The sequence below is a fragment of the Brasilonema sp. UFV-L1 genome (assembly GCF_012912105.1).
GTDB lineage: Bacteria > Cyanobacteriota > Cyanobacteriia > Cyanobacteriales > Nostocaceae > Brasilonema.
Genome location: NZ_QMEA01000105.1, coordinates 1 through 22,828 on the forward strand (window position 1 = coordinate 1; position 22,828 = coordinate 22,828).

General features: G+C 42.0%; 16 protein-coding genes and 1 riboswitch. Of the genes, 8 read left to right on the forward strand and 8 right to left on the reverse strand.

Features of this window, described 5'->3' with window-relative positions; translation table 11 throughout:
* Positions 1-276 precede the first annotated feature (276 nt).
* A complete protein-coding gene (locus tag DP117_RS24710) occupies positions 277-513 on the reverse strand; it encodes a DUF2281 domain-containing protein (protein WP_169220882.1) in 237 nt (78 codons plus the stop codon).
* 302 nt (positions 514-815) lie between these two features.
* Here DP117_RS24710 and DP117_RS24715 point away from each other — a divergent pair, with 302 nt between their 5' ends.
* Complete coding sequence (locus DP117_RS24715; RefSeq protein ID WP_169220883.1) at positions 816-2,744, forward strand: alpha-amylase family glycosyl hydrolase; 1,929 nt, start codon at positions 816-818, stop codon at positions 2,742-2,744.
* A gap of 101 nt (positions 2,745-2,845) precedes the next feature.
* Here DP117_RS24715 and DP117_RS24720 read toward each other — a convergent pair whose 3' ends face one another.
* The gene (locus DP117_RS24720; RefSeq protein WP_169220884.1) at positions 2,846-3,523 is read right to left on the reverse strand and encodes a LuxR C-terminal-related transcriptional regulator; all 678 of its coding nucleotides are present in this window, start codon (positions 3,521-3,523) and stop codon (positions 2,846-2,848) included.
* Positions 3,524-3,624: 101 nt separating this feature from the next.
* Here DP117_RS24720 and DP117_RS24725 point away from each other — a divergent pair, with 101 nt between their 5' ends.
* Positions 3,625-4,281: a DUF3386 domain-containing protein gene (locus tag DP117_RS24725; protein WP_169220885.1), complete on the forward strand. Its 657-nt coding sequence runs from the start codon at positions 3,625-3,627 to the stop codon at positions 4,279-4,281.
* Between the two features lie 699 nt (positions 4,282-4,980).
* A complete protein-coding gene (locus tag DP117_RS24730) occupies positions 4,981-6,249 on the forward strand; it encodes an NAD(P)/FAD-dependent oxidoreductase (RefSeq protein WP_169220886.1) in 1,269 nt (422 codons plus the stop codon).
* Between the two features lie 407 nt (positions 6,250-6,656).
* Here the strand turns inward: DP117_RS24730 and DP117_RS24735 are convergent, their stop codons facing one another.
* The 3 genes from DP117_RS24735 to DP117_RS24745 form a co-directional block, all read right to left on the reverse strand.
* The gene (locus tag DP117_RS24735; protein WP_169220887.1) at positions 6,657-6,878 is read right to left on the reverse strand and encodes a hypothetical protein; all 222 of its coding nucleotides are present in this window, start codon (positions 6,876-6,878) and stop codon (positions 6,657-6,659) included.
* A 242-nt stretch (positions 6,879-7,120) separates the two neighbouring features.
* Complete coding sequence (locus DP117_RS24740) at positions 7,121-8,398, reverse strand: glycosyltransferase (RefSeq protein WP_169220888.1); 1,278 nt, start codon at positions 8,396-8,398, stop codon at positions 7,121-7,123.
* 163 nt (positions 8,399-8,561) lie between these two features.
* Positions 8,562-8,809: riboswitch (cyclic di-AMP (ydaO/yuaA leader) on the reverse strand.
* Between the two features lie 1,103 nt (positions 8,810-9,912).
* Positions 9,913-10,590 (reverse strand): PAS domain-containing protein, encoded by a 678-nt coding sequence (locus DP117_RS24745; RefSeq protein WP_169220889.1) that lies wholly within the window; start codon positions 10,588-10,590, stop codon positions 9,913-9,915.
* Between the two features lie 1,033 nt (positions 10,591-11,623).
* Here DP117_RS24745 and DP117_RS24750 point away from each other — a divergent pair.
* Entirely contained in the window at positions 11,624-12,049 is a 426-nt protein-coding gene (locus DP117_RS24750) for a ribbon-helix-helix domain-containing protein (RefSeq protein ID WP_169220890.1), read from the forward strand.
* Complete coding sequence (locus DP117_RS24755) at positions 12,030-12,707, forward strand: PAS domain-containing protein (protein ID WP_169220891.1); 678 nt, start codon at positions 12,030-12,032, stop codon at positions 12,705-12,707. The genes DP117_RS24750 and DP117_RS24755 overlap by 20 nt, the downstream gene beginning before the upstream one ends.
* A gap of 232 nt (positions 12,708-12,939) precedes the next feature.
* Here DP117_RS24755 and bchH read toward each other — a convergent pair whose 3' ends face one another.
* On the reverse strand, positions 12,940-16,653 hold the full coding sequence (gene bchH / locus DP117_RS24760; protein WP_169220892.1) for a magnesium chelatase subunit H: 3,714 nt from the start codon (positions 16,651-16,653) through the stop codon (positions 12,940-12,942).
* Positions 16,654-16,909: 256 nt separating this feature from the next.
* The gene (locus tag DP117_RS24765) at positions 16,910-18,214 is read right to left on the reverse strand and encodes an RNA-guided endonuclease TnpB family protein (protein WP_169220896.1); all 1,305 of its coding nucleotides are present in this window, start codon (positions 18,212-18,214) and stop codon (positions 16,910-16,912) included.
* A gap of 74 nt (positions 18,215-18,288) precedes the next feature.
* Here DP117_RS24765 and DP117_RS24770 point away from each other — a divergent pair, with 74 nt between their 5' ends.
* Positions 18,289-18,495 carry a hypothetical protein gene (locus tag DP117_RS24770; RefSeq protein WP_211176322.1) on the forward strand — a complete coding sequence of 69 codons (207 nt, stop codon included), beginning with the start codon at positions 18,289-18,291 and terminating at the stop codon, positions 18,493-18,495.
* Positions 18,496-18,620: 125 nt separating this feature from the next.
* Here the strand turns inward: DP117_RS24770 and DP117_RS24775 are convergent, their stop codons facing one another.
* Complete coding sequence (locus DP117_RS24775) at positions 18,621-19,601, reverse strand: CHAD domain-containing protein (RefSeq protein ID WP_169220893.1); 981 nt, start codon at positions 19,599-19,601, stop codon at positions 18,621-18,623.
* Positions 19,602-20,065: 464 nt separating this feature from the next.
* Between DP117_RS24775 and DP117_RS24780 the strand changes: the two genes are divergently transcribed.
* Positions 20,066-21,166, forward strand: a complete 1,101-nt coding sequence (locus DP117_RS24780) for a DUF3616 domain-containing protein (protein WP_169220894.1) — start codon at positions 20,066-20,068, stop codon at positions 21,164-21,166.
* A 233-nt stretch (positions 21,167-21,399) separates the two neighbouring features.
* On the forward strand, positions 21,400-22,828 hold a 1,429-nt coding region (gene gcvPA, locus DP117_RS24785; RefSeq protein ID WP_169220895.1), incomplete at its 3' end, for an aminomethyl-transferring glycine dehydrogenase subunit GcvPA.

Here is a 22,828-nt window from a genome sequence, read left to right on the forward strand (position 1 = left end):
TACGGGGATTTGAGAAGCCCACACTGACCCGTTAGGGCAGTGTGTGGTAGTTCACGTTTTAACAACCGTCTGATTGCCATAGTTGGCGCAGTTGCAGGAAATTGTGTTTAATAACTTAATAATTTTATAATTACATACAGCTTGCTAGGTGTGAATTCCGGGTGATACGCGCGTTGCATTCATACGTATAACCTCACCCTCGCTTTTAGCTTCGCTAAAATCTTTCCCTCTCCTTATTAAGGAGAGGGATGCCCGTTAGGGCAGGGTGAGGTTCCGCTACCGTGGTGTACACATTATCTCCCTAGGAAAATTCCCCCACATTTCTTTTCGTGCTTGGGCAATATCTTCCTCAGTAATGTCTACTTTTAAGTCAGCGCATAACCCTTTGACACTGCGAAGTGGGCGCTTATGAGTTACTTGCTGTTGTAAAAAAGTAGCAAAATTCAAGACTTCTTGTTGCTTTTCTGGTGGCAATTCCCGCAACTTTTGTAGGACTGCTTGCTCTAGGTTCATCTAAAAATTCCCTTGAGTGTGGAAACCTTGTGTCAAAAGACCAAGATTGATTCTACTTTAACCTGTCAAGGATATTTCCAGGTGAAATATCAGGTTTGCTAAGAACGCAACAAGTATTAGGATAAATATTATCATCTATCTAAAGAGATATTATTATAGGTATTTTCAAAAACTAGCCAGAGATAGATACCTCTTTCTAAAGAAAGACTAGATAATACCTTCGTTTGTAGTTACACATCCTCTTAGAAGTATATTATTCATGTGTCTACAAACATTACTTCTATAAAATTTGTAACCCTCATATGGTAAACACCCCTCCATCGCTGTTTTCAGAAGATCAATACAAGGTAGAAGATGCAGAAGCAGAAGTCTCAGCCATTATAGAAACACCACCATCAGAGACAGAAATTGATCTAGAGTTCCTTTACACCAGAGATATTGAATTTCGTCAGGAAACGATTTACTTTCTTGTGGTGGATCGCTTTTATGATGGCGATCCAGAAAACAGCGAAGGTGAAAATGCAGAACTGTATGATCCAACAAGACAAGATTGGGGTAAGTATTGGGGTGGTGACTTGCAGGGGGTCATCGATAAGTTAGATTATCTCAAAAATATGGGAGTGACTGCAATTTGGTTAACTCCTTTGTTTGAGCAAATTGAAGATTTGTTTGTTGGCAATGCAGCGATGCATGGCTATTGGACAAAAGACTTTAAGCGGATTAATCCTCGCTTTATTGCAACAGGAGAAGAGCCTTCTTTAAACAAAACTCAGGAAACAAGAGATACAACATTTGATAGGTTAATTGATGAACTGCACAAGCGTAAGATGAAGCTGGTGCTCGATATTGTCTGCAACCACAGCTCACCTGATATCAGTGGTACTAAGGGTGAATTATACGATGATGGAGTCAAAATTGCTGACTTTAACGATGATGTGAATCACTGGTATCACCACTATGGTGAAGTCCAAGACTGGGAAAACGAATGGCAAGTGCAAAATTGTGAACTTGCAGGTCTTGCAACTTTTAACGAAAATAATACTGAATATCGTAACTATATCAAATCAGCAATTAAGCAGTGGCTAGATCGTGGTGTGGATGCACTGCGGGTAGATACTGTTAAACATATGCCCATCTGGTTTTGGCAAGAATTTAACGGTGATATGTATAATCACAAACCAGATGTGTTTATTTTTGGTGAATGGATCTTCAACCATCCCTCTGATGATCGCTCTGTAGAATTTGCCAATCACTCTGGGATGACGATTTTAGACTTTGGGCTATGTGTCGCAATTAGGGGAGCTCTAGCACAAGGTGCGAATGGTGGTTTTCATCTCATTCAAGACATTCTTGATCAAGATCATCGCTACAACGGGGCGACAGAATTAATTACATTCATTGATAATCACGATATGCCCCGTTTCCAATCGCTGAACTCTGATCCAGCGATGCTCATGGTGGCAGTTGTTCTGATTATGACTTCTCGTGGTATTCCTTGCATCTATTACGGTACAGAACAATATCTCCACGATGACACTAATGGTGGAAATGACCCCTACAACCGTCCAATGATGGAAAATTGGGATACGGAGACTGAAATTTATCGTTACACCAGACTACTTTCTGGCTTACGGCGACTCAATCCAGCGGTGTCGATGGGTAGCCAATGGCAAAAATACATTACACCCGATGTTTACTGCTACGTACGTCGCTATCGGGACTCTTTGTGCTTTGTAGCACTCAACAGAGGAGGAGCAGTCACTGTACCAGAAGTTGAGACAGAACTACCAGATGGGGAACATACCTGTGTGATGACTCGTAATAAGTATGAAGTGAAAGACGGTAAAATTTATGACTTGCAACTTGAAGAGCGAGGCGTTATCGTCTTAAGCCGTGTTGGAGAACGGGTGAAAGGAGAAACCATTGTGCGAGTCCAACTCAATGGTGTAGAAACTCAACTAGGTGAAACCATTGTCGTGATTGGAGACTGTCCGGAGCTGGGGAACTGGGACATTGGCAAGGCATATCCTCTGGAATACATTAATACCAACACATGGTTTGCCGAGATTCCCTTTAACGAAAGTGCTGGGAAATTGATTAGTTATAAATATGCTATGTTGCGGGAAGGGCGATCGCCCCTGCGAGAAAATCTCATGAATCGTCGCTGGGTGATTGCAAAAGAAGGTACCGTTAAATGGCGTGATACTTGGGCTTCCGGACGCGAATCGTAACAAGAGGAGTCAGAAGTCAGGAGTCAGCACTCAGAAAGTTCTGTCTCTTGAATTCTGAATTCTTCCCACCAAAAAAATCTAGTTTACAACAAGTCTAATTATTAACTAATAACTGATCCCATATCCTGTAGTCTGGCGACCATCTCAGCACGCGCTGAGACTTCTAGCTTACGGAACATCCGTTTGAGCGCTTGCTTGACAGAATTTTGTGTAATCCATAATTTTTCACCAATTTCCGCATTGGTTAACCCCCGCGCTACCAACTCAGCAATTTCTAACTCACGGGGAGTCAGACGACTTGCTAAGGGAGAGAGAGATGTTTTTGGTTTTGTGCGTAGGGTTGCAAGTTTTGCTGAAATATGAAGACACAGAGCACTCATGTCAGCGAGATCATTGACGTTAAAAGCGGGAGTTCCACTCGCACGGGCGAGGTTAAGCGTCCCCACAAGACGACCATCACAGACAATTGGTCCACTCATGACGTGTTCATGGTCATGGCGTGAGCAAAAATGTTTCCAGTCTCCTGTTGGTAACACCAACTGTTCGTGAACAGGAGCATGACGTTCAACGACGTAGCGCCCAACTGGGTTGCTTTCCATACACACACCAGGAACATCCTGAACATCCATCTCTGTCAGGAACGGCTCATCTAACAAATGGATCCCCCAATGTTGCACGCCAAAATACTCCGCCACTGTATTTATTAGAGCTAGTCGTAACTCTTGCTCATTGCTCACAGAAGCTATTTCATGAAATACAGTTTGAAGAGACTTAACCATAGGTGTACCCACTTGGGGTCTATGCGAAACTTTATAATTACTTCTATGCTAATAGCAGCCAAGGTACAAAGCTAATATAACAGGTGACAATAGGAGAAACAATGACAGTAACACAAGTTTCTGCTCAAGAACTTTTTCGTGCTGCTTACGAAAACCGCTACACTTGGGATCACAACTTCCCTGGTTACACTGCAGATGTCACCTACAAGCAAGATGAGCAGGTGTTTACAGGTAAAATTCGTATCAACGCGAATCTCAAAGCCGATGTTTTTGAGGTAGAGGATGAACAAGCCAAGCAGGTGATTAATAATCAAGCCTGGGAAATCGCCATTCACCGCATTCGTCGCTCCTTTGAACAAACTCACGGTGAGAATACATTTCGCTATGGTGCGACTGATGAAACTGGTGCTGTTGAAATTTTGCTAGGCGGTAAGTCTGAGGGCGATCGCTATAAAGTCCGCAACAATGAGGTGTGTCTCGTCCACCGTCATATCCACGGCGTTGTTGTAACGATTAATACCTTTAGCAGTCATGATACAGGAGAAGGCTACCTGTCTCATCAATATGACTCTGTTTACCACGATCCGAAAACGGGTGAACAAAAAGGCGGAAGAAGCGAGTTTACAGATGAGTACGAAAAGGTTGGTGATTACTTTATCTTAAATCGCCGAGAAATTCGTACCGAGACAGCAGAACAACCATCCATTCAGGAAATTATCTTTTCTAACATTCAGTTGTTGGAACCTGTTGCTGCTTAAGTTTTCTAGTAGGGCTAAAATCTGCTATTTGCAGATCTTAGCCTGTATTTTCATAGATTTACTTTTTTACCAAGTTGCCTATAAGTTTTACTTGGTCTTATATAAACAATCTAAATATAATTGAGTTTGACTCATTTAGTTTTTCTAGTGTTTTTGACTTCTGTTGTACGACAGATAATTGGTGCAGAAAGAACTACGAAAGCAATCAAAGCCAGATTAATAAACATTGTTTAACCCCTGTTATGTTTCAAGTGATTCTGGGTATAAGACAGCTGATAGTTCCTGCAAAGTTCCAGAGATTTCTGGTCTGTATGACAGTTTTCAAAGCTTCATATGAAAACCTATTTTTAAGTCTCAATGCTGCTGTATTTGTAAGTCGCAACACTAAAAAGCCATTGGGCGATCTGCGCAAAGCGCAGCAGCGTTAGCTCCGGCCCCCTAAGGGGCTAGCTATCGCCACGGAGTGAGAAGTTTTTAGCGCTACAGGTTCTAGAGTCAGTATTAGCCGCTATGTTCACACTAAACCTAACCACAGCAGTGCTTTGTACCTGGTAGGCTAATTGATTAAAAAGATTCAGCTACACACTCATTGCTGAGGAGTAAATCATTACAGGTAATCTTAGAGCACGGAAGGGAGTAGCTATTAGAAAACAGATTAATTCTTACAAGTTAGAATTAATATTTCTGGAGAGTTAAACAATGCCACATCAAACCATTGTCATTGGTGCAGGACTTGCAGGTCTGAGTGCAGCTTATGAATTGGTACGTGCAGGCATAGATGTCCAAGTTTTTGAAGCGCGTACACGTGTGGGCGGTCGAGTTCATACCGTTCAACTTCATGCAGGACAATATGGCGAGTTAGGTGCTGAGTTGGTGGACGATAACCACACTGCTCTCATAACTTATGCAACTGAATTAGGTATTGAATTAGATTCAGCCTCTAAATTTCCTGATGACCTTTACTGGTTCATCGACGGAATGCTTCATAATCGTATGTCCCTGACACAAGAACAAACTAGTGCTTTGGATAATCTCTACGCAAAACTCCAAAGCCTGCTTGAAGAGCAAAAAGACCCTCAACAGACCTTAGATGAGTGGTTGAATGTAGAACCAATTGAACCTTTTGCCCGTCGAATTGCACGTTGGTTGGCTTCTGCACTATTTGCCACTGATTCAGAGTTGATTGGTGTAGGCTTCTTTGCTTATGTTGCGGGTTTGGGCAACGGAGGCGGTAATATGAGAGTTCGTGGAGGTGTTTCACGTTTAGTAGATGCTTTTGCTAAACATCTGGGGGAGCGAGTTCATACTAGTACTCCCGTGCGTCGCATCCAGCAGACAGATGAGACTGTGAGTGTCAGTGTTGAGACAGCAAGTGGTTTAGTTGAGGTTATGACTGACAGCGTGATAGTGACGCTTCCCTGGAGTGTGCTGCGTGACATTCCAATAGAAGCACCGCTCATTAACGCACAGCGAGAGGCTATCTCTAGCCTACTTTACGGAGGAGTTGTTAAGACGCTATTGCAATACCCACATCGTTTTTGGTCAAAGTCCAACTTTGGAATTGTATTACTTGAGGGCGAGTACCAAGCTATTTGGGAGCCGACCTTTGCTCAGATGGGGACAGAAAGAATTCTTTCGTGTTTTAGTGGGGGTACTCGAAGTTTAAAGCTGTGTGAGCAAGCAAGTGACTTAGCGCTTGCAGCAGTGCATACCATATACCCTGATGCACCCGAGATTATTCTTTCTAGTTCACATGACTGGAACGCTGATGAGTGGGCACGAGGTGCCTACTGCTACTTTAGGCCAGGAGACTTGCATCGCTTTGAGCCATACCTCACCCTGCCTGCTGGTCGGATTTTCTTTGCTGGTGAGCATACTGCTCCTCTGATGTATCGCGGTTACATGGAGGGTGCGATCCGCAGTGGTCAACGTGCTACGCAGCAGATTCTTAACCTATTGAGTGAATAAGCCAACTCTATTTAGTGAACATCGATAATAGGTTGGAGAAGAAGCGCGATTGCTCCTACAACCACGAAAGATAACGTTACCCAAAATAACACAATATTCAGTTGCATGTTGATTTACCCCACAGAGAAATAAGTTACACCAATCCTATAAATATTGGAGACAAATAATCGTCTTTCTCTGGTAAGGTTTCTAAAAACGAATTCGGGTATATCAAATAGCAAGGGGAAAGCCTGTTAACAATTCAAAATTCAAAATTCAAAATTCAAAATTCAAAATTAAAGACAGTTTCAGACGGAGATTTAAACCCCGACTGAAACTGGGACTTCGTATAGACGAAGGGGTCTCAAACCCTTTAATCTACGATGATTCCCCTTGCGACATTCACGAGACTGATGTCTCTAAACTTATCAAGCTTGCAGTGCCACGCTGCTTTCTGTGAACTCTGCTAATACCCATGCAGAGTAGACGTCTTCAATAAATCTACTCTGATTATTAACGATCTGACCGTTAATTGCTCGTACTTTTAGGGTGGTTAAATAGACTCCATGCAGTATTTGATGTCCATAACCGATAACTTGACCTATTTGTCCTGTGATTTGATGCTGTGCGTAATCTCCAATGTTCAGCATATCAATAACTCCCTGATGTGAAAAGTTTAGTGGTCTGTTTTTTACTGTTTGTACAGGTTTGCTGCTATTTGGTGCAGCCATCAATCAGAGTTGCTCTGTTTAATTCTTCTCTTTATTAGTGCTGTGTTTTAAGTGCTTAATCCGGAGTATTTTCCATCTTCGGTCTTAGTAATACTAGTCGCCAAGGCTTAGAAGATACAAAGAAGGCGAAAAGCTCTTCAACACTATTAAAGTTGTAGAAATTAAGCTGCAACTTGAGGTTTGGCCTCTATTGAGGTCATACTTGAAGCCAGTAGATGCGTGTAGAGCTGAGTCAAGCGGGATGCCACACCATGCCAACTAAAGGCAATTTCTACTCGTTGCCGACCAGCTTCACCGAGTTGATCCCGCCAAGCTGGGTTGAGCAAAATGCGGTCAATAGCAGCAGCAAAAGCGACTTCATCTTTAGGGGGAACGAGTAACCCAGTCACTTCAGGTACGACTGTAAACCGCAATCCCCCGACATCACTAGCTACGACAGGAGTCCGACTCGCCATTGCTTCAATTGCAACTAAACCAAAAGGTTCGTAATGACTTGGTACAACACACACATCTGCAGCTGCATAGTAGGAGGGAAGAACAGTATCATCTAGGCGACCTGGAAAGGTTGTACAATCTTCCAATCCGAGTTCAGCAACGATACTTGCGATGCGATCGCGCTCAATCCCATCGCTATGACCAGGACGATAGCCACCTCCAATGACGAGTTGTAGGTTAGCTTGATCCCGCAAACTAGATTTTGCGATGGCTCGCACAAGTGTCTCGATCCCTTTACGCTGATCAAAGCGACCGACGTAGACAACCATCTTAACATCAGGTGCAATTCCTAACTTTTGCCGTGCTGCAGACCTTTGAATAAACCCAAACTTATCGACATCAGTCCCACAAGGAATGACTTCGATTTGTCCTTTAGTGGAAACGAATTTTCGCATATGTTCCTGTTCTTGAGGACTAGTTGCAACAACTCGATCCACAGTTTCTAGACAGGCTTTTTCAATGGCTATTCGCCTGCTTGCAATTGCTGGGATATCAGAAATAGTGTTGTACTTGACAACTCCTAAAGAGTGATAAGTATGCAACTGAATTAACGGTTGTTGTTTTTTCAGTTCCAAACCCACCCAAGAGGATAACCAATAGTTAGTATGAATTAAAGGGTAGTGAAATCCTTGCTCTTGTTGAAATGCCTGAAACTCTGCAATGAATTCTGGCAGATGGTGGAATAAGTCATCTCGCCCTATAAACTCAGCAGGTCCAGTCTTCAACCGGATTGTACGACAGAGTGGTTCATGTTGCACAATGGCAGCCTGATCAGGGTGATTTTGGCGAGTGAACATATCCACCTGCCAACCTTGCGCAGCAAGCGCACAACCTACTTGACGCACATAGACATTCTGTCCCCCAGCCTCTTCCTGTCCGATTTCTGCAGCAGGGTCTCCATCAACAGAAATCAGAGCTATGCGATGTTTTTTGGTCGGTAACATAGTTGAACTTCACCATCATATGGCAATTTATCCTGCCTCACAGACCGGAAGAAAAGGTAATAAAGTTCTTTTCTCATAGTCAAGGACAGGTACAACGAAGCGCACAGATACCAGCCAAGGACACTGACGAGAACAATGCATTACAAAGTAGAATGCGGCTCGTTCAGTCTCCTCTCAATGCCGACGAAGTTAGCTGACGGGCTAGGACTGAGAGATGTCCTTCTCGCAGAACAAAAGAAAGAAAAAAAAAGACAGAAGAAAGAACCGGAGTAATTTTGTCTTTTTTCATTCTTCATTCTTCATCTTTTGCTCTTCTATAAGATAAGCCCCAAACTTGGTTCCTCCGTTCCAGGTTTACCCCCGATGTAACAAAATGTTTGGGGTAATTTGTGGATTAGGCAGACCGATGTAGATTTGTTAAGAATTTAACGCGTAAGCGTTATTTAAGTCAACCTCTTTTTGGAGTGATTTTTGCTAACTACAAGCAATAATCTCCTCTCAATATGTTCCATTGCAAGTTACACATACACTAAACAGCTTTGTCTGGCGATATGGCCTGGTGAAAAAATTAGACAGATATTGCGTTTTTAGCTTGATATCCCATTTCTGGTTGAAACATTATATAGATTATATCTTCAAAAGAGAAAAAAGCAGAAAAAAAATAAATATTAAACATAAGTTAATCAAACCATAAAAAATTTCATCCATGAAAACTTAATGAGTCATTTTTTATAAGAAGTTAGAAAAATATCATTCTTATTAGCAAAATATCTTGTTGACAAGGTAGTTAAATCACATGACATTTTTGTTAAACAACACGACAGAATACATTGTTCAAACAACAATATATGTAGTGATGACTTCTGAAAAAAAATTTGTTGACATTGAAGTTACTGATTGGTGGCTTGAGATAGATGAATAGTCTTTCATAAGAGAATTACCTTCAGATATAAATGAGGAAAGGTATCTGTTCAATAAAACAACAAATATCTATGCTAGCATCGACGATTTAATTGAGAGCGATTGCAAGGGAGCACAGACGCCGTCCGTATCCTTCGTCAAGAAGACTGCCAAAGAGAAATGAGCAATGCAAGAATTATTACAACGGCAATTATAGGGACTAAACCCCGTCCTTAAGGACGGGGTATTTCCTTGTTACGGCAATGTTTTTTGATAGTCATCATAAAAGGGGATGGGCAAGCAAAAGCCCCTGCGAAAAGGCAGGGGACATAGAAAAAAACAGCACGAGAAACGGCGACAAGAAAAACGCTCTCAAAAGCTAAAGCAGTAAAGTTTTGGGAACGTTCAAACTTGGATGATCGAAATTTTATTTTTCTCCTTAATTCTGAGATTTTTATGAGGATTCAAGCTTAAACTTATCTACTTCATTGCCCCAAGTGTTTTAACTAAAGAGGATTGGCAAGCAAATATCTCCAGCTTGTAATCTCACTTCTGTACAAAGTTTATCAATACGTAAAACTCCTCTGAGTTGGAGGTATATTCCCGCTTAGGAGTCATGCAGCAAAAGCTCTTGGCGGGATTGGCACAAGCTGAGGGGCTGTCAAGCAAGTTCCTTGTCTGTACCAGATGCCCTCAACCTCGAAAGCCTCAAATTCGGTTGTTAGAATTGCCCATGTTTGCTCGTTGAGTCCGCCAGAGTAAGTCCAAGTAAATCGGCTTTCGTTGCGTAGTCGTCGTTCCAGTTCTGCCAAATCTTCAGGTAACCAAAATCGGGTCATGACCCTTTGTGTGGCAATCTCAGGAGATGTCTGTAACATATCAGACATCGGCTTATTTACAATAATTTGTTTGTGGTTATCTTGTCTGATTATACTAACCGGACGTTCATTGTCAGCAGCTGCTACCATCCGGCGCAACAATTCTACTGGTAACTGCAACTGACTGCAAAAGACTACACCCCCCACGGGCAAGAAGCGATCAGTATTTTCAATGGGTGTAGACGGTTTTTGAGATGCCATCCACCCGTAAAACTCGATAGGTTGCTTGCAGCGTTTCCACCCTATCCGCACCTTCCCTTTAATTTTTGCAGCGGTTTCGCTTAAAGTATATCCATAGTTTTGGGCAAGATGGATGGCTTCTTGTTTTGTAGGAGTAAGAATAGAAATTCCATCTTGGGACAGTTTACAGTTCCAACCTGGTTGATTTATTAGTCTCAAAACACTCACACTCATTTTTTACACTTTCAGAATCGTTATGAATTAAAAGTTAGTTGCTAAATCATTGTTAAGCTGTTAACCGTATAACTTGCAGATTTTTCGTTGAGACTGCCATGAGTCATGAGTCGTTTGTCTTTTGTCATTCCAAATAGATATGGACAGATTTAGAAACCTGCTTTTATATAACAAATGCCTAAAGAACGACCCTTGTAAAAGGATTTGCAAATTAAATGCGTAACAGCTTATATCTGTGCTGTTGCAATTATCTATAGTAAAAGAAAGTGAGGAAATTATGTAGTTTACTGGCAATGTTTGTAGCTATTTTTTAATATAAAGTTACACTTTATTGTAGTAGAGGCAAGCAGAGAAGAAGATAATTGTAAAGTATAGTTAACCCGGCGTTGCTAGTTATGCGATACACACATGCAATCAGCCTCCGGCTTATCGCCTGTGTATCTGTAAGATATAAGCTTTTGGCGTCTGCGCTCTACCCAATTGCCTGTTACAAATCTCTACATTACCCCTCAGGGACTTTTGCAAGAGGTGTGGTTGCTCGTTGAGTATGCCGCCAAGTAAAGCTCACTGGCTGACTAGTCGCTATCTGAACACCTTTGTTTGTTGTCATTAACTCATGCAAATTGATTAGAGAAGTTTTTCTACCTAAAGACTGATTTTTCTTCCCATCTCAATTATTAACGAATCGGCTAAGCAACTTAATGTATATACTAATATTTGGATGGGCTTTTTTTGCCCATCTTTTTAGGCAACTCAACAAACAAGCTAGTTATCAACGTGAGTAGCTAGCTGTCAGGTTCATCTACTTTTCTTTACCAGGATATTATGCCTAGGGTCATCTGCCTTTCTTACTTGGTTTATAGCCCTAAGCTAAATAAACTATTATGCCATTGTGACTATAATAGCGCTTGTCATTTTTGTATGTCAACTATGTAATTGGCATGAAATCATGGCTAATTATTTGGGTGTGATTGAGAGAGAATAAAGACAAACATAATAATTAAAGACAAACGTAATATAGACAATCAACACAATGACCGACAAAAGGCGTTCTGCTGATTACAAGCAAGTTAGCGGCTACGTTCCGGTAGAGTTGGCGCGGGAGTTCAAAAGTATCTGTGCTCGTGAAGGGGTATCCCAAAGCGACGTATTAGAAGAGATGCTCCTAGAGTGGCTAGCCAAAAGAACAGCTTGTAATTCCTCACAATCTCAACAACCAAGTCCTCCGATAAACATCGCTGAATTGGTTCAAGTTAACATGACAAAGCTGAGGCACTCTGGTGTCAAAAATTTGCAAGCCCTTGCCAAAGAGGAAGTACTGCCCACACCAGGAGACTTTGCCATCATCACTTCTACTTTGGGCATCCCAGAGGAAGAACAAAAAAAAATTTGGCAACAAACTTTTCTTTGCTTACATAACGAATCCGATGGTGTAACAGATGAGTGTGAGTGCTCTTAAAATCCTTAACCAACCGGGCTGGAGCTATAAACTCTCTCAAGAAGGGGTTTCTATCCTTGCTCCTACAAAACAAGATGCAACTTATTTTGCTCAAAGCTACGGGTCTGCCTTAAGCGAAACTGCAGTTAAACTCAAGGGTAAGGTGCGGATAGAATGGAGAGGCTGTAAGCAACCTATCGAGTTTTACGGGTGGATGACATCCCAAGAACTGTCTACAGCAGGGGGGAGTGGTAGTCTCTTGCCTGTAGGGGGTGCAGTCTTTTGCTCTCAAGTGCATTTACCAATAGAATTACTGTGCCGGATGGTGGCTGCTGCTGACAATAAACGTCCGGTTAGTATAGTCAGACAAGATAACCACAAGCAAATCATTGTAAATAAGCCAATGTCTGATATGTTACAGACATCTCCTGAGATTGTCACACAAAGAGTCATGACCCGATTTTGGCTACCTGGAGATTTGGCAGAACTGGAACGACGACTACGCAACGAAACTCGATTCACTTGGACTTATTATGGTAGGCTCAACGAGCAAACATGGGCAATTCTAACAACTGAATTTGAGGCTTTCGAGGTTGAGGGCATCTGGTACAGACAGGGAACCTGTTTGACAAACCCTCTGCTTGTGCCAATCCCACCAGGAGCTTTTGCCCCAGTGTGAGGAGATAATTCTATCACTTTGGTGAAACTACTTTACTCACCTACGCCCATGTCCCCTACTATCCATTTCTAGCAACCTTTAAAGTGAAATCGCATTAACCCGGCGTTGCTAGTTATGCAATACACACATGCGATCAGCCTCTGGCTGATCGCGCTTGTGCATCAATCTGGAGGAATCGTGCAATTTTTCACAACCAAGTGTGAGGTAGCGCTACGCACTTCCTCCAGTATAACTAGTAACTTGCTTTTTCAGCAATTACCCCTTCCAATTCTTCATCTGCCAACTCATACAACTCGCGTAACTTCTGCAACTTCTCCTCACCAGCCTCCCAAAAACCACGCCCATGCGCCTCCAACATCCTCCCCACAAGATTACGGAAAGCTTCCGGATTCGCCTTCCGCAATTTCTCTGCCATCTCTGCATCTAAAGCGTAAGTATCAGCAGCTTGGTCATAGACCCAATTATCAGTAAAATCCGCAGTACCGCCCCAACCAATCAACGCCGTCATCCGTTGAGAAATTTCATAAGCACCACCCGAACCCTGATTCGCCATCGCCTCCGCCCATTTAGGATTCAGCAACTTGCTGCGATACTCCATCCGTAACAAATCATCCAAATTCCGGGGAGTCGTATCCTTCGAGAAACTTTCCACAAAACTAGTAGTCACTTTTTTCCCGCGTTGTTTCTCCGCCGCTTTCTTCAACCCCCCAGTATTGGCATAATATTCTTGAATATCAGTCAAACCGTATTCCACCGAGTCAATTTCTTGGACAATGCGATCGCTTGTTTGCAAAAGCTTCTTCAACACTTCTGGTCTAGCTTGACCCTTATCTTGCCTACCATAGCTAAACACATTGCGACCTTGCCAAGTATCCCCCAACTCATCCCCAGATTCCCAATTACTATCAACCACCCGATCATTCACCAAAGAACCAAAATCACCCGCAGGATTAGAAAACAACCTCGCCGAAACATTCTCCAGCCCTTGCGCCTTCAAAGCCAAAGCGTGTTTCCTAATAAAATTCTGATCCTCCGGTTCATCAGCCTCAGCCGCCCGTTCAAACAAATCATCCAACAACTCAATAACATTCACAAAACTATCCCGAAAAATCCCCGACAAATTCGCCAACACATCAATTCGGGGATGTCCCACCTCAGCCAAAGGCTTCAACTCATAACGAACAATTCGCCCCGTTCCCTCCTTCACAGCTTCCGCGCCAACCAACTCCAAAAGAATACCAAGAGATTCCCCCTTAGTTTTAATCGCATCCAAACCCCATAACATCACCGCCACAGTCTCCGGATACGTCCCATTCTCTTGCAGATGCTGCGCAATAATCTTTTGACCAATTTCCCTTCCTCGTGCAAACGCCGCAGGCGAAGGCATACGATAAGGATCTAAAGCATGAATATTTCTCCCCGTAGGCAAAACACCCACACCATCCCGCAACAAATCCCCACCAGGCGCAGGAGGAATATACTCCCCATTCAAACCCCGCACCAAATTCCTCAACTCATCAGTAGTTTGTCCCAACAACTCTCTAATTCTCTCCTCTTCCTCTTGGCGTTCTTGGCGTCTTGGCGGTTCGTTTCCAAAATAAGCCTCCAAATACCCCGCCAACTCCTCCTCACTTGGAACTTCCCCCAAAACATGCAACCCAGAAGAAAACAGCCGATTCTCTAAAACCTGCAAATACTCGTACAACTTCACGAGATAATCATCAAAAGCATGACCACTAAACATGCGAATATTCTCAGGCGTAAACCCAATCCCCAACCGCTTCGCATCCTCAAACGGACAATCAGCATCCAAACCAGTATCCACAATCTTCTTACAAATCGCTTCCTTAAGAACATAATTCTTCTGCGGATCCTCTCGATACTCCGCAATCAAATCCCGCAACGTCACCAACTCCTTATACAAACCCGCACGCCCATAAGGCGGGACATTGTGAGAAATCAACACCCCATAACCGCGACGCTTCGCCAAAATCGATTCCGAAGGATTATTCGCGGCATATATATATAGATTAGGCAAATCTCCCAACAGAATATCAGACCAAGAATATCCTGTATTCCCCAAAGGAGAACCAGGCAACCATTCTACAGTACCGTGCATTCCAAAGTGAACCACAGCATCAGCGTCAAATTCATTTTGCAGCCATTTGTAAAAAGCAGCGTACTGCGGATGAGGAGTTAAATCCCGTTCAAACATCAACCGCATCGGATCACCTTGTAATCCCAAAGGTGGTTGTACACCTATCCAAACATTCCCAACCTGAACACCACCAATATGAAATTCATCGCCATAAGTTTTAATTCCAGTACCTGTCAGAGATTTCCATTGTTTTTCAATGCGGGATGTGCGGAGGTATCCCAGCCATGTTTCCAAGGTGCGGACATTAACTGATGAGGGAGCAATATTTCCTTCATCTTGCTTATCTTCCCCTGAAAGTTCATCTGCTTGTTTCACCAGGCGAATCAATTCTTCGGAATCTTCCGGTAAATCCCCAACGGTGTAACCTTGGTCTTTGAGTGCATGGAGGAATTTTAGTAAACTTTTTGGTACATTTAATAATGCAGCTGTTCCCACAGCACCATAACCAGGGGGGAACCCATACAAAATAATTGCAATCTTGCGTTCAGATACAGGTTTTTGCCGTAAAGCAACCCAGTTTTTTACTCTCCCAATTAATCGCTGCACCCGTTCGGGAACCAAATAAATCTTTTCTCCCACCAAGCCACCAAGGGGAACGGTGTCGATCGCCCCATCTAGTTCTGGTAAAGCATATAAAACAACACTTTGCAATCCTCCAATACCTTGGCGCGTCCAAGAATAAATATCTTGAATCAGCAATGGTGCGGCGACAATGTATGGTACATTTTTAGCAGTGAGGATGCGTTTTGCAACATCAACTTGACGTCCCGCTTCCATTGAACCAGCAGGACCACCCACAAGAGGAAAGCCAATCGTTGAGACAATGGCGTCAACCTTGACTGCTTCTTTTGAAAGAGAGGCAATTTCTACGTTTCCTAGTTGTCTTTGTTGGGTTTCGTAGTCGGTTGTCATCCAATCTCGCACCGCGACATGACCTTCTACACCGTTAATAAAGATGGGTAATGGTATCAAACCAGCTTCTTCAAAATGACGGATGAGTTGAGGTATGTAAGTTTGTTTAGTAATAACGTGCTTGCGATAGAGGAGAATTCCTACTACTGGGTTTTGGGTGGAAAATTTTCCCCTTGTCTCCTTGTCCCCTTGTCCCCTCCTTTCCTGCTGATACCATTCCAGATACTCGCGTGGCGATTCAAAAAATCCCTGGTAGTCGGGATGCAACAGCCCCATATTCGGGGTTTCAACTGGTGGGGGAATTTCGCCTACCTTAAGACTTAAATATTTTTCTGCTAATGTCCAGAATAAAGCTGCAACGTTTTCTGGTCCACCAGCATTCCAGTAACCATAGATAATCAGCCAGTTGCGTAAGTCTTGCACTTTTTGCACTGGCACATATTTCAATAGTTTTGGTCCTATTTTTAGAAAGCTAATATAACCTGCGAGTTTATCTTCTTCTCGTCCGTTGCTGAATTTGTCAAGGATGAATTTAACTGGTTTGGGCATTCCTTTTGGTTGATTGCCAATGGCGAAAGCGCCCAGCTTGGTTAAACTCATCAATTCTAAAGCTGACTCAAATACAAGGCGGATGGGGATATGGGATATGCGATCGCGTAACCACAGCACTTGATCATAGTCAAACACTAAACTGCCAAAAAACACATCAGCATTCTGAAGTGCTGCTTCGATTTCAGTCCGTTTGGTGGTGATGTCGCGATCGCTAAACACACAAACATCCAACTCACTGACACGAGAAGTCGCCAAAAAAGCTGCCTTCCGATACAAGTCGGCGTTGAATGATTCAAAACCAGCAATTAAGACGATACGTTTCATGTCCTGAGATCAAAAGCTGACTAATCGGTTTTCTATTTCTTATTGTGACACGCTTATTTTCCTACCATGACCAAACAAGGAACTCACGAACGTAAGGATTCAGAATGATAAACACTACATATGAAGTCATATAATAATGCAGAGGCAATGGCAAATGCGATCGTTAAAAGCTTAACCAGCTCATGACCAATTGCTTTTGTTAACCACATAGTTCCGTTTTACATAGTCAAAGGGCGGCAAACTACTACACACGGATTTAAGCAACACCTATTTTACCTTTAGGGCAGAACACAGGTGTTAATCGCCTTGGATGTACTACCAGACATCCCCTATCCCTCACTACAATATCTTGCAAGCAATTAAAAGAGTTTGGGATTACTTTTCTGCCAATGTTAAATGCACCATTTACATCAGCATGAATTCTAAAACCATCTTTACTAACGTACCACGCACGTTTGACACGCTTTCCAGAAAAAGTATTTTTTATCACGCCACTTCTCTCAACGGAGGGAACCTCCGCACGAGAGTGGCTCTTGTTGTTAGGGTCAAATGTTGGGATGATGTCCCAATCAATTAGCGAAGCCTTACTAGTGTAAGATTCTTCACCAACCTTAACGGTGATATTAACTTTCTCAAGTTTATAAGTTAACATTTCAATAAATCTAGCGTGTGGTATTTGAGTAAATGCCTGGTTATTCCTCTTGCCAATATTAACAGATGTTTTCCACTGTAAGTTTTTACCTATAGCTACTAGCCGTACACCTTTTTTTACTAGTTCATCAACTATCATTTTTGTTGATTGATGTAAGTAGCTATCAACAAAATTATTGCGATTCCGAACAATGTTTTGAATCCGTCTAGATGTACCTCTACCATCAGGTAAGAAACCTCTAAATCTTGCTAGCTGCTTATTGTAAAACTGGTTGGCTGATTTTAAAGGTTTACCGTTTACGGCTATTGGTTGTATGGTAGGGTCACTAAAGACAATCGTTGCAAGATTGTCTAATCCGATATCGATAGAAGCTGCTAACTCTGGATTTCGACTACAGAAAAATTCACTTTTATCCGGGATTTCGGAAACAATTTCTATTACAAAACATCCGCTTAGGGGTACTATTCTTACCTCACACAAGTCATCAAATTTTAAACCGGGCTTGACTGGTATTCTAATTGGTGACATTGAAGGAACAATGTAACCTTTCTTAAATTCCTTTTTACTAACAGCCTGATAATTGAACTTTACAACATTTTTATCGTCAATATAACTGGGTGGCTTTGGATAACCAGTAAACTTTTCCGGCTCTAATTTGTAAGCATCTATTGCTTTGAAGTATGCCGACCATGCATCGGCGTTTTGTTTCAAAACCAGTTGAGCAACCTTTGCAGGCATTGCAGCATAATTGCTATCTGATTTAAACATTACATCTAACTTAGCTTGAGATTGCGTACCCCAACCATAGAAAAAACCTTGTCGTTGTGTAAATTGTACGGTGTTATAAAGCTTGCCAGATGCACAAGTCATTTCTGAGCAATAAGCAAACCATTCATGACTTGATTTAATTGTGTTTCTCTACTTGTTGCACTGATTCGGATTTTTCTGTAATCTAATGGTAGTTTACCAGCATTAAATTGATTATGTCAATCGGAAAAAAAGGATTTCAAAAAGGAAATGAGTACAGTTTTAAACCAAATGGTACTTGTCCATTAGATCCAAAACCATTAGCTATCAAGTTACGTACTGGACAAATTGCCAAATTAAAAGCCATCCCTAACTGGCAAGGACGGCTAAGAGACTTAATTGATATGATGATTGAAAATGAAGAACATACTATATATGACTAGATATGACTACAAAATAAATGAAGTTTTCTAATACCTCTTTGGGGAATTCAAAATTCAAAAAAAAGATTCCTCCTTTTGAATTTTGAATTTGTTAGCGCAGCGAAGGCAGGCAGCACAGCGAGGGTTTACGCTGGGTGTAGCATTGTCAAATGAAATCCATGTCTTGTCTGGGCTTTCAGATACCGGCGCTGTAAGGGTTGCCATTGCTGCCATAGTTTACAACGATTTTGGGCTAACCAAGAAGCAAGAGTTGGAAATTGAGAGCGTATTTCTGAGTTGAAAACATCTGCAAGCCACTGGGTCAATACTACACTATCTTGTATTGCTCCCAAGATTTCTTGAATACTTTTTACTTCTGCAAGACAAGCTGTGTAAGACTGACCGTATAAGTCAGTAAATAACTCCATTTGGTAGCGCAGGCGTTTGGCTTGTTTGCGTAAACTGTGAAGAGTATCCCCATTTGTTGCTAATTCTTGCTCTACTCTCTGAGCTTCCCACTTCCCAGGTATAATAACCTCAGCTTCTTCTACTTGTCCTTCCACTTGCGTCCCAATCAGCCAACCCGGATGCAGCAAAAATTTACTAACCTCTGGCAAAAGTAAATCTGGTAGCACCTGCTGAATTGGCATATATGCTAGTGGTTGATAGGATGGTTCTTCTAACCACTCTTTCAATGTGTGTTTTAGAGATTTGTAACGTTCATCTTTGAATGTTGACTTGACATCTACTAAAGCCTCTTCACGTTGTTTACTCAAAGCATCCAAAGCTGTTTGCAATGAGTGCTTTTCTTTGCGAGGTAAATGTGATTGTTCAAGTTTTTCTAAAGTCTCTTTTAGCACGTCTAAATCACGGAGGTTACCCAAAGTACGCGCGATTTTACCGATATTTTTATCACTAGCCGGTTTTTGCAAATCTACAGCTGGTGAAAACCCTGTTACGGCTGTGCGTAGGCGACGCATTCCCACTCGCATTTGATGCAATGCTTCTGGATCTTTATCTTTCTTGACTGGTGTTTCCAGTTTGATGGTTTTCTGACTGTGTTTTTGAATTGCTGAGTAAGCGTAATTTCCTAGAGTTTTGATTTCTTGTTTGGTCGCGAATGTCATAGTATTTGATACACCCCCTTAGAGCCGAGTACTTAACTGAATGAGGTTATTGAATGGTAACATTTTTTCAAAAGTTCATCTATCTTTTATTTTGTCATTTTTTTGATGAGCTAAGTAGCTCAACTCCATTGAACGCAAAACGTCGGTAGCGGAGTGCATAGCGTACACGGAGGGCATACGAAACGCAGCGTAGATAAAAAAGCGAGTGCATTCTTTGAGTGCGACGAGCGCGGCTTTCCGCAGTCTTTGCAATTGCTTGGCAAAGACTTTATTAGATGTTTCTGTTTTTCAATATTGACCTATTTAAATTTTCTCAAAAATTTGTGAGCAAAATTTATACGATTTTGGATTTGATATTTTCAAGCTAGTGTGAAGAAATTGCTAGTCGCACACAATACCTAATCTGTATTCACAGTTGCTTAGCTAAGATGAAATTCCTTCTTGATATTTTTTAGAGGTGTTAAATGCAAAACTCATATCGACTCAATCAAGTTTTACTGACTTTTACTGATGGATTTAAAGAGCATCGTAATGACCTTTCTGCAGTTCTGCTAACTCCTGAAAAGCACTTATGGTTGGGGTCAGATGAAACCTCAACGATTGAACGGCTATCTTATGTAGATGCAAATAACTTTGCAAAGCATAAACAATTTCACGTAGCAGAGTTTATCAGTTTACCTGCACCAGAAGAAGAGGAAATTGATATTGAAGGTTTGGCATATGCTGACTATTACCTGTGGTTAATTGGTTCTCATAGCTATAAACGTAAAAAGCCGAAATCTCAATTTTCTGATGATAAAAACATTAAAAGACTAGCAAAAATTGTATCAGAACCCAATCGGTATATCATCGGACGTATTCCAATGGTAAATGGTGAATTATTTGCATTATGCGAACATCCAAAAAATCCTAATGTACAATTAAGTGCTGCCAAACTTGAGGTCACAAAACAGGGTAACTTGCTCATGGAAGCTTTAGCAGATGATCCACATTTGGGCTTTTTTGTGAAAGCAGAAATTCCTGGTAAGGATAATGGTTTTGATCTAGAAGGCATAGCCGTTTCTAAAAACCGAGTTTTTCTAGGTTTGCGTGGACCTGTATTACGAGGTTGGGCGATGATTCTCGAAATAGAGTTAGGAAATTCTAGCCCAGGACTATTAAAACTGAAGAATATTGGAGATGATAAAAAGGGATATAAGAAGCATTTTGTCTTCTTGAATGGTTTAGGAATCCGGGATTTACTTTTCGATGGTGACGACTTGTTGGTTTTAGCAGGACCGACAATGGATTTAGATGGTCCTGTGCAAGTTTATCGTGTGGAGAATGGCATTCATTTACAAGAAAATGTTCTCAATTATCCAAAGCATGTGCTTGATATCCCATATGGAAACAGAGATGACCATGCTGAGGGAATAACTTTATTTCATGATATAGCTGGGGTACCTTCACTACTGACAGTTTATGATTCTCCAGCAAAAAATAGATTGCTAGGAGAAGGTGGTGTACTAGGAGATGTCTTTAAGCTGAAGTATACAACAGATGCTCAAGAACAGACCTTACGGTAATCTATCCTACGGGAACGCAAGGGCGGCATACGGATACCGAAAGGAGTAGTCAGGCTGCGACGCATTGTCTTTGGAAAAACAGCTAGCCTTCCTGGTTAACGGGTTGGCAAGACGGGTATTCTTGGAGTTTATGTCTATTTCTCCTGTAGCATTTGATAAATTGACAATTTATACTCAACGCCCAACACATACTTGTTGCAAAATATGAAGTAGTTGCATCTGGAGAGTAATTTGTGGTTATCAATGTTCCTCGTCCTAAATCAAACCATCAGCAGACGTTGGGAGAAACTAGCCAAAAGTTAAGTTCATTTCGAGAACGGCATATTGGACTATCACCGAGTGACATCCAGCAAATGCTTGAGGTGTTAGGTTATAGTACTCTTGATGAAGTGATTGACCAAGCAGTACCGCAGGCAATCCGGTTATCTCATTCATTAGAGTTACCAGAAGCACAAAGTGAGTACGCAGCACTGGCTCAGTTAAAAGAAATAGCTTCCAAAAATCAAGTTTTTCGCTCGTTTATTGGTACGGGGTACTACGACTGTATCACTCCATCCGTCATTGGTCGCAATATCCTAGAAAACCCTGGTTGGTATACAGCTTACACTCCCTATCAGCCAGAAATTGCCCAAGGACGACTCGAAGCGCTGCTCAATTTCCAAACTCTAATTATCGACTTAACAGGTTTAGAAATTGCGAATGCTTCATTGCTGGATGAAGCCACAGCAGCAGCAGAAGCGATGAGCATGAGCTATGGTGTTTGTAAAAATAAAGCAAATACCTATTTTGTTTCGCGTGAGTGTCATCCCCAAACGATAGATGTGTTACAAACACGTGCTCAACCTTTGGGAATTGATATTATTGTCGGTGATCATCAAACTTTTGATTTTTCTGAGCCTATTTTTGGAGCAATTCTGCAATATCCCGCCACTGATGGTACAATCTATGACTACCGCGCTTTTGTAGAAAAAGCCCATGCTGAGGGAGCATTGGTAACGGTAGCAGCAGATCCATTAAGTCTGACTTTGCTAACACCCCCTGGTGAATTTGGCGCTGATATTGCTGTAGGAAGCACTCAGCGGTTTGGTATTCCCTTGGGCTACGGGGGACCTCATGCAGCTTACTTTGCCACAAAAGAAGAGTATAAGCGGCAAGTTCCAGGGCGAATAGTTGGTGTCTCAAAAGATGCTCAGGGTAAAACTGCATTGCGTCTTGCCTTGCAAACCCGTGAACAGCACATTCGCCGCGAAAAAGCGACTAGTAATATTTGTACAGCACAGGTGTTGTTGGCAGTGATGGCAAGTATGTATGCTGTCTACCACGGTCCAGATGGGTTAAAGAGAATTGCCGAGAACATCCACCAAATGACTGTGGTGTTGGCGAGAGGATTAAAACGTTTGGGCTACAGCATCGGTTCCGAATATTTCTTTGACACCCTGCGAGTCAATTTAGGAGAACGCAATTTAGATGAGATTTTACAAGCTTGTGAAGCACGTAAAATTAACATACGTATTTTCGATACAACGACTGTAGGTATATCCTTAGACGAAACCACCACAGAACAAGACTTAATCGACCTTTTGGAAATTTTCGCTTCTGGCGACGAACCACCCTTAACCCAACAACAACTATCTTCCTCTCCACCTCCCCATTGCCCCACCT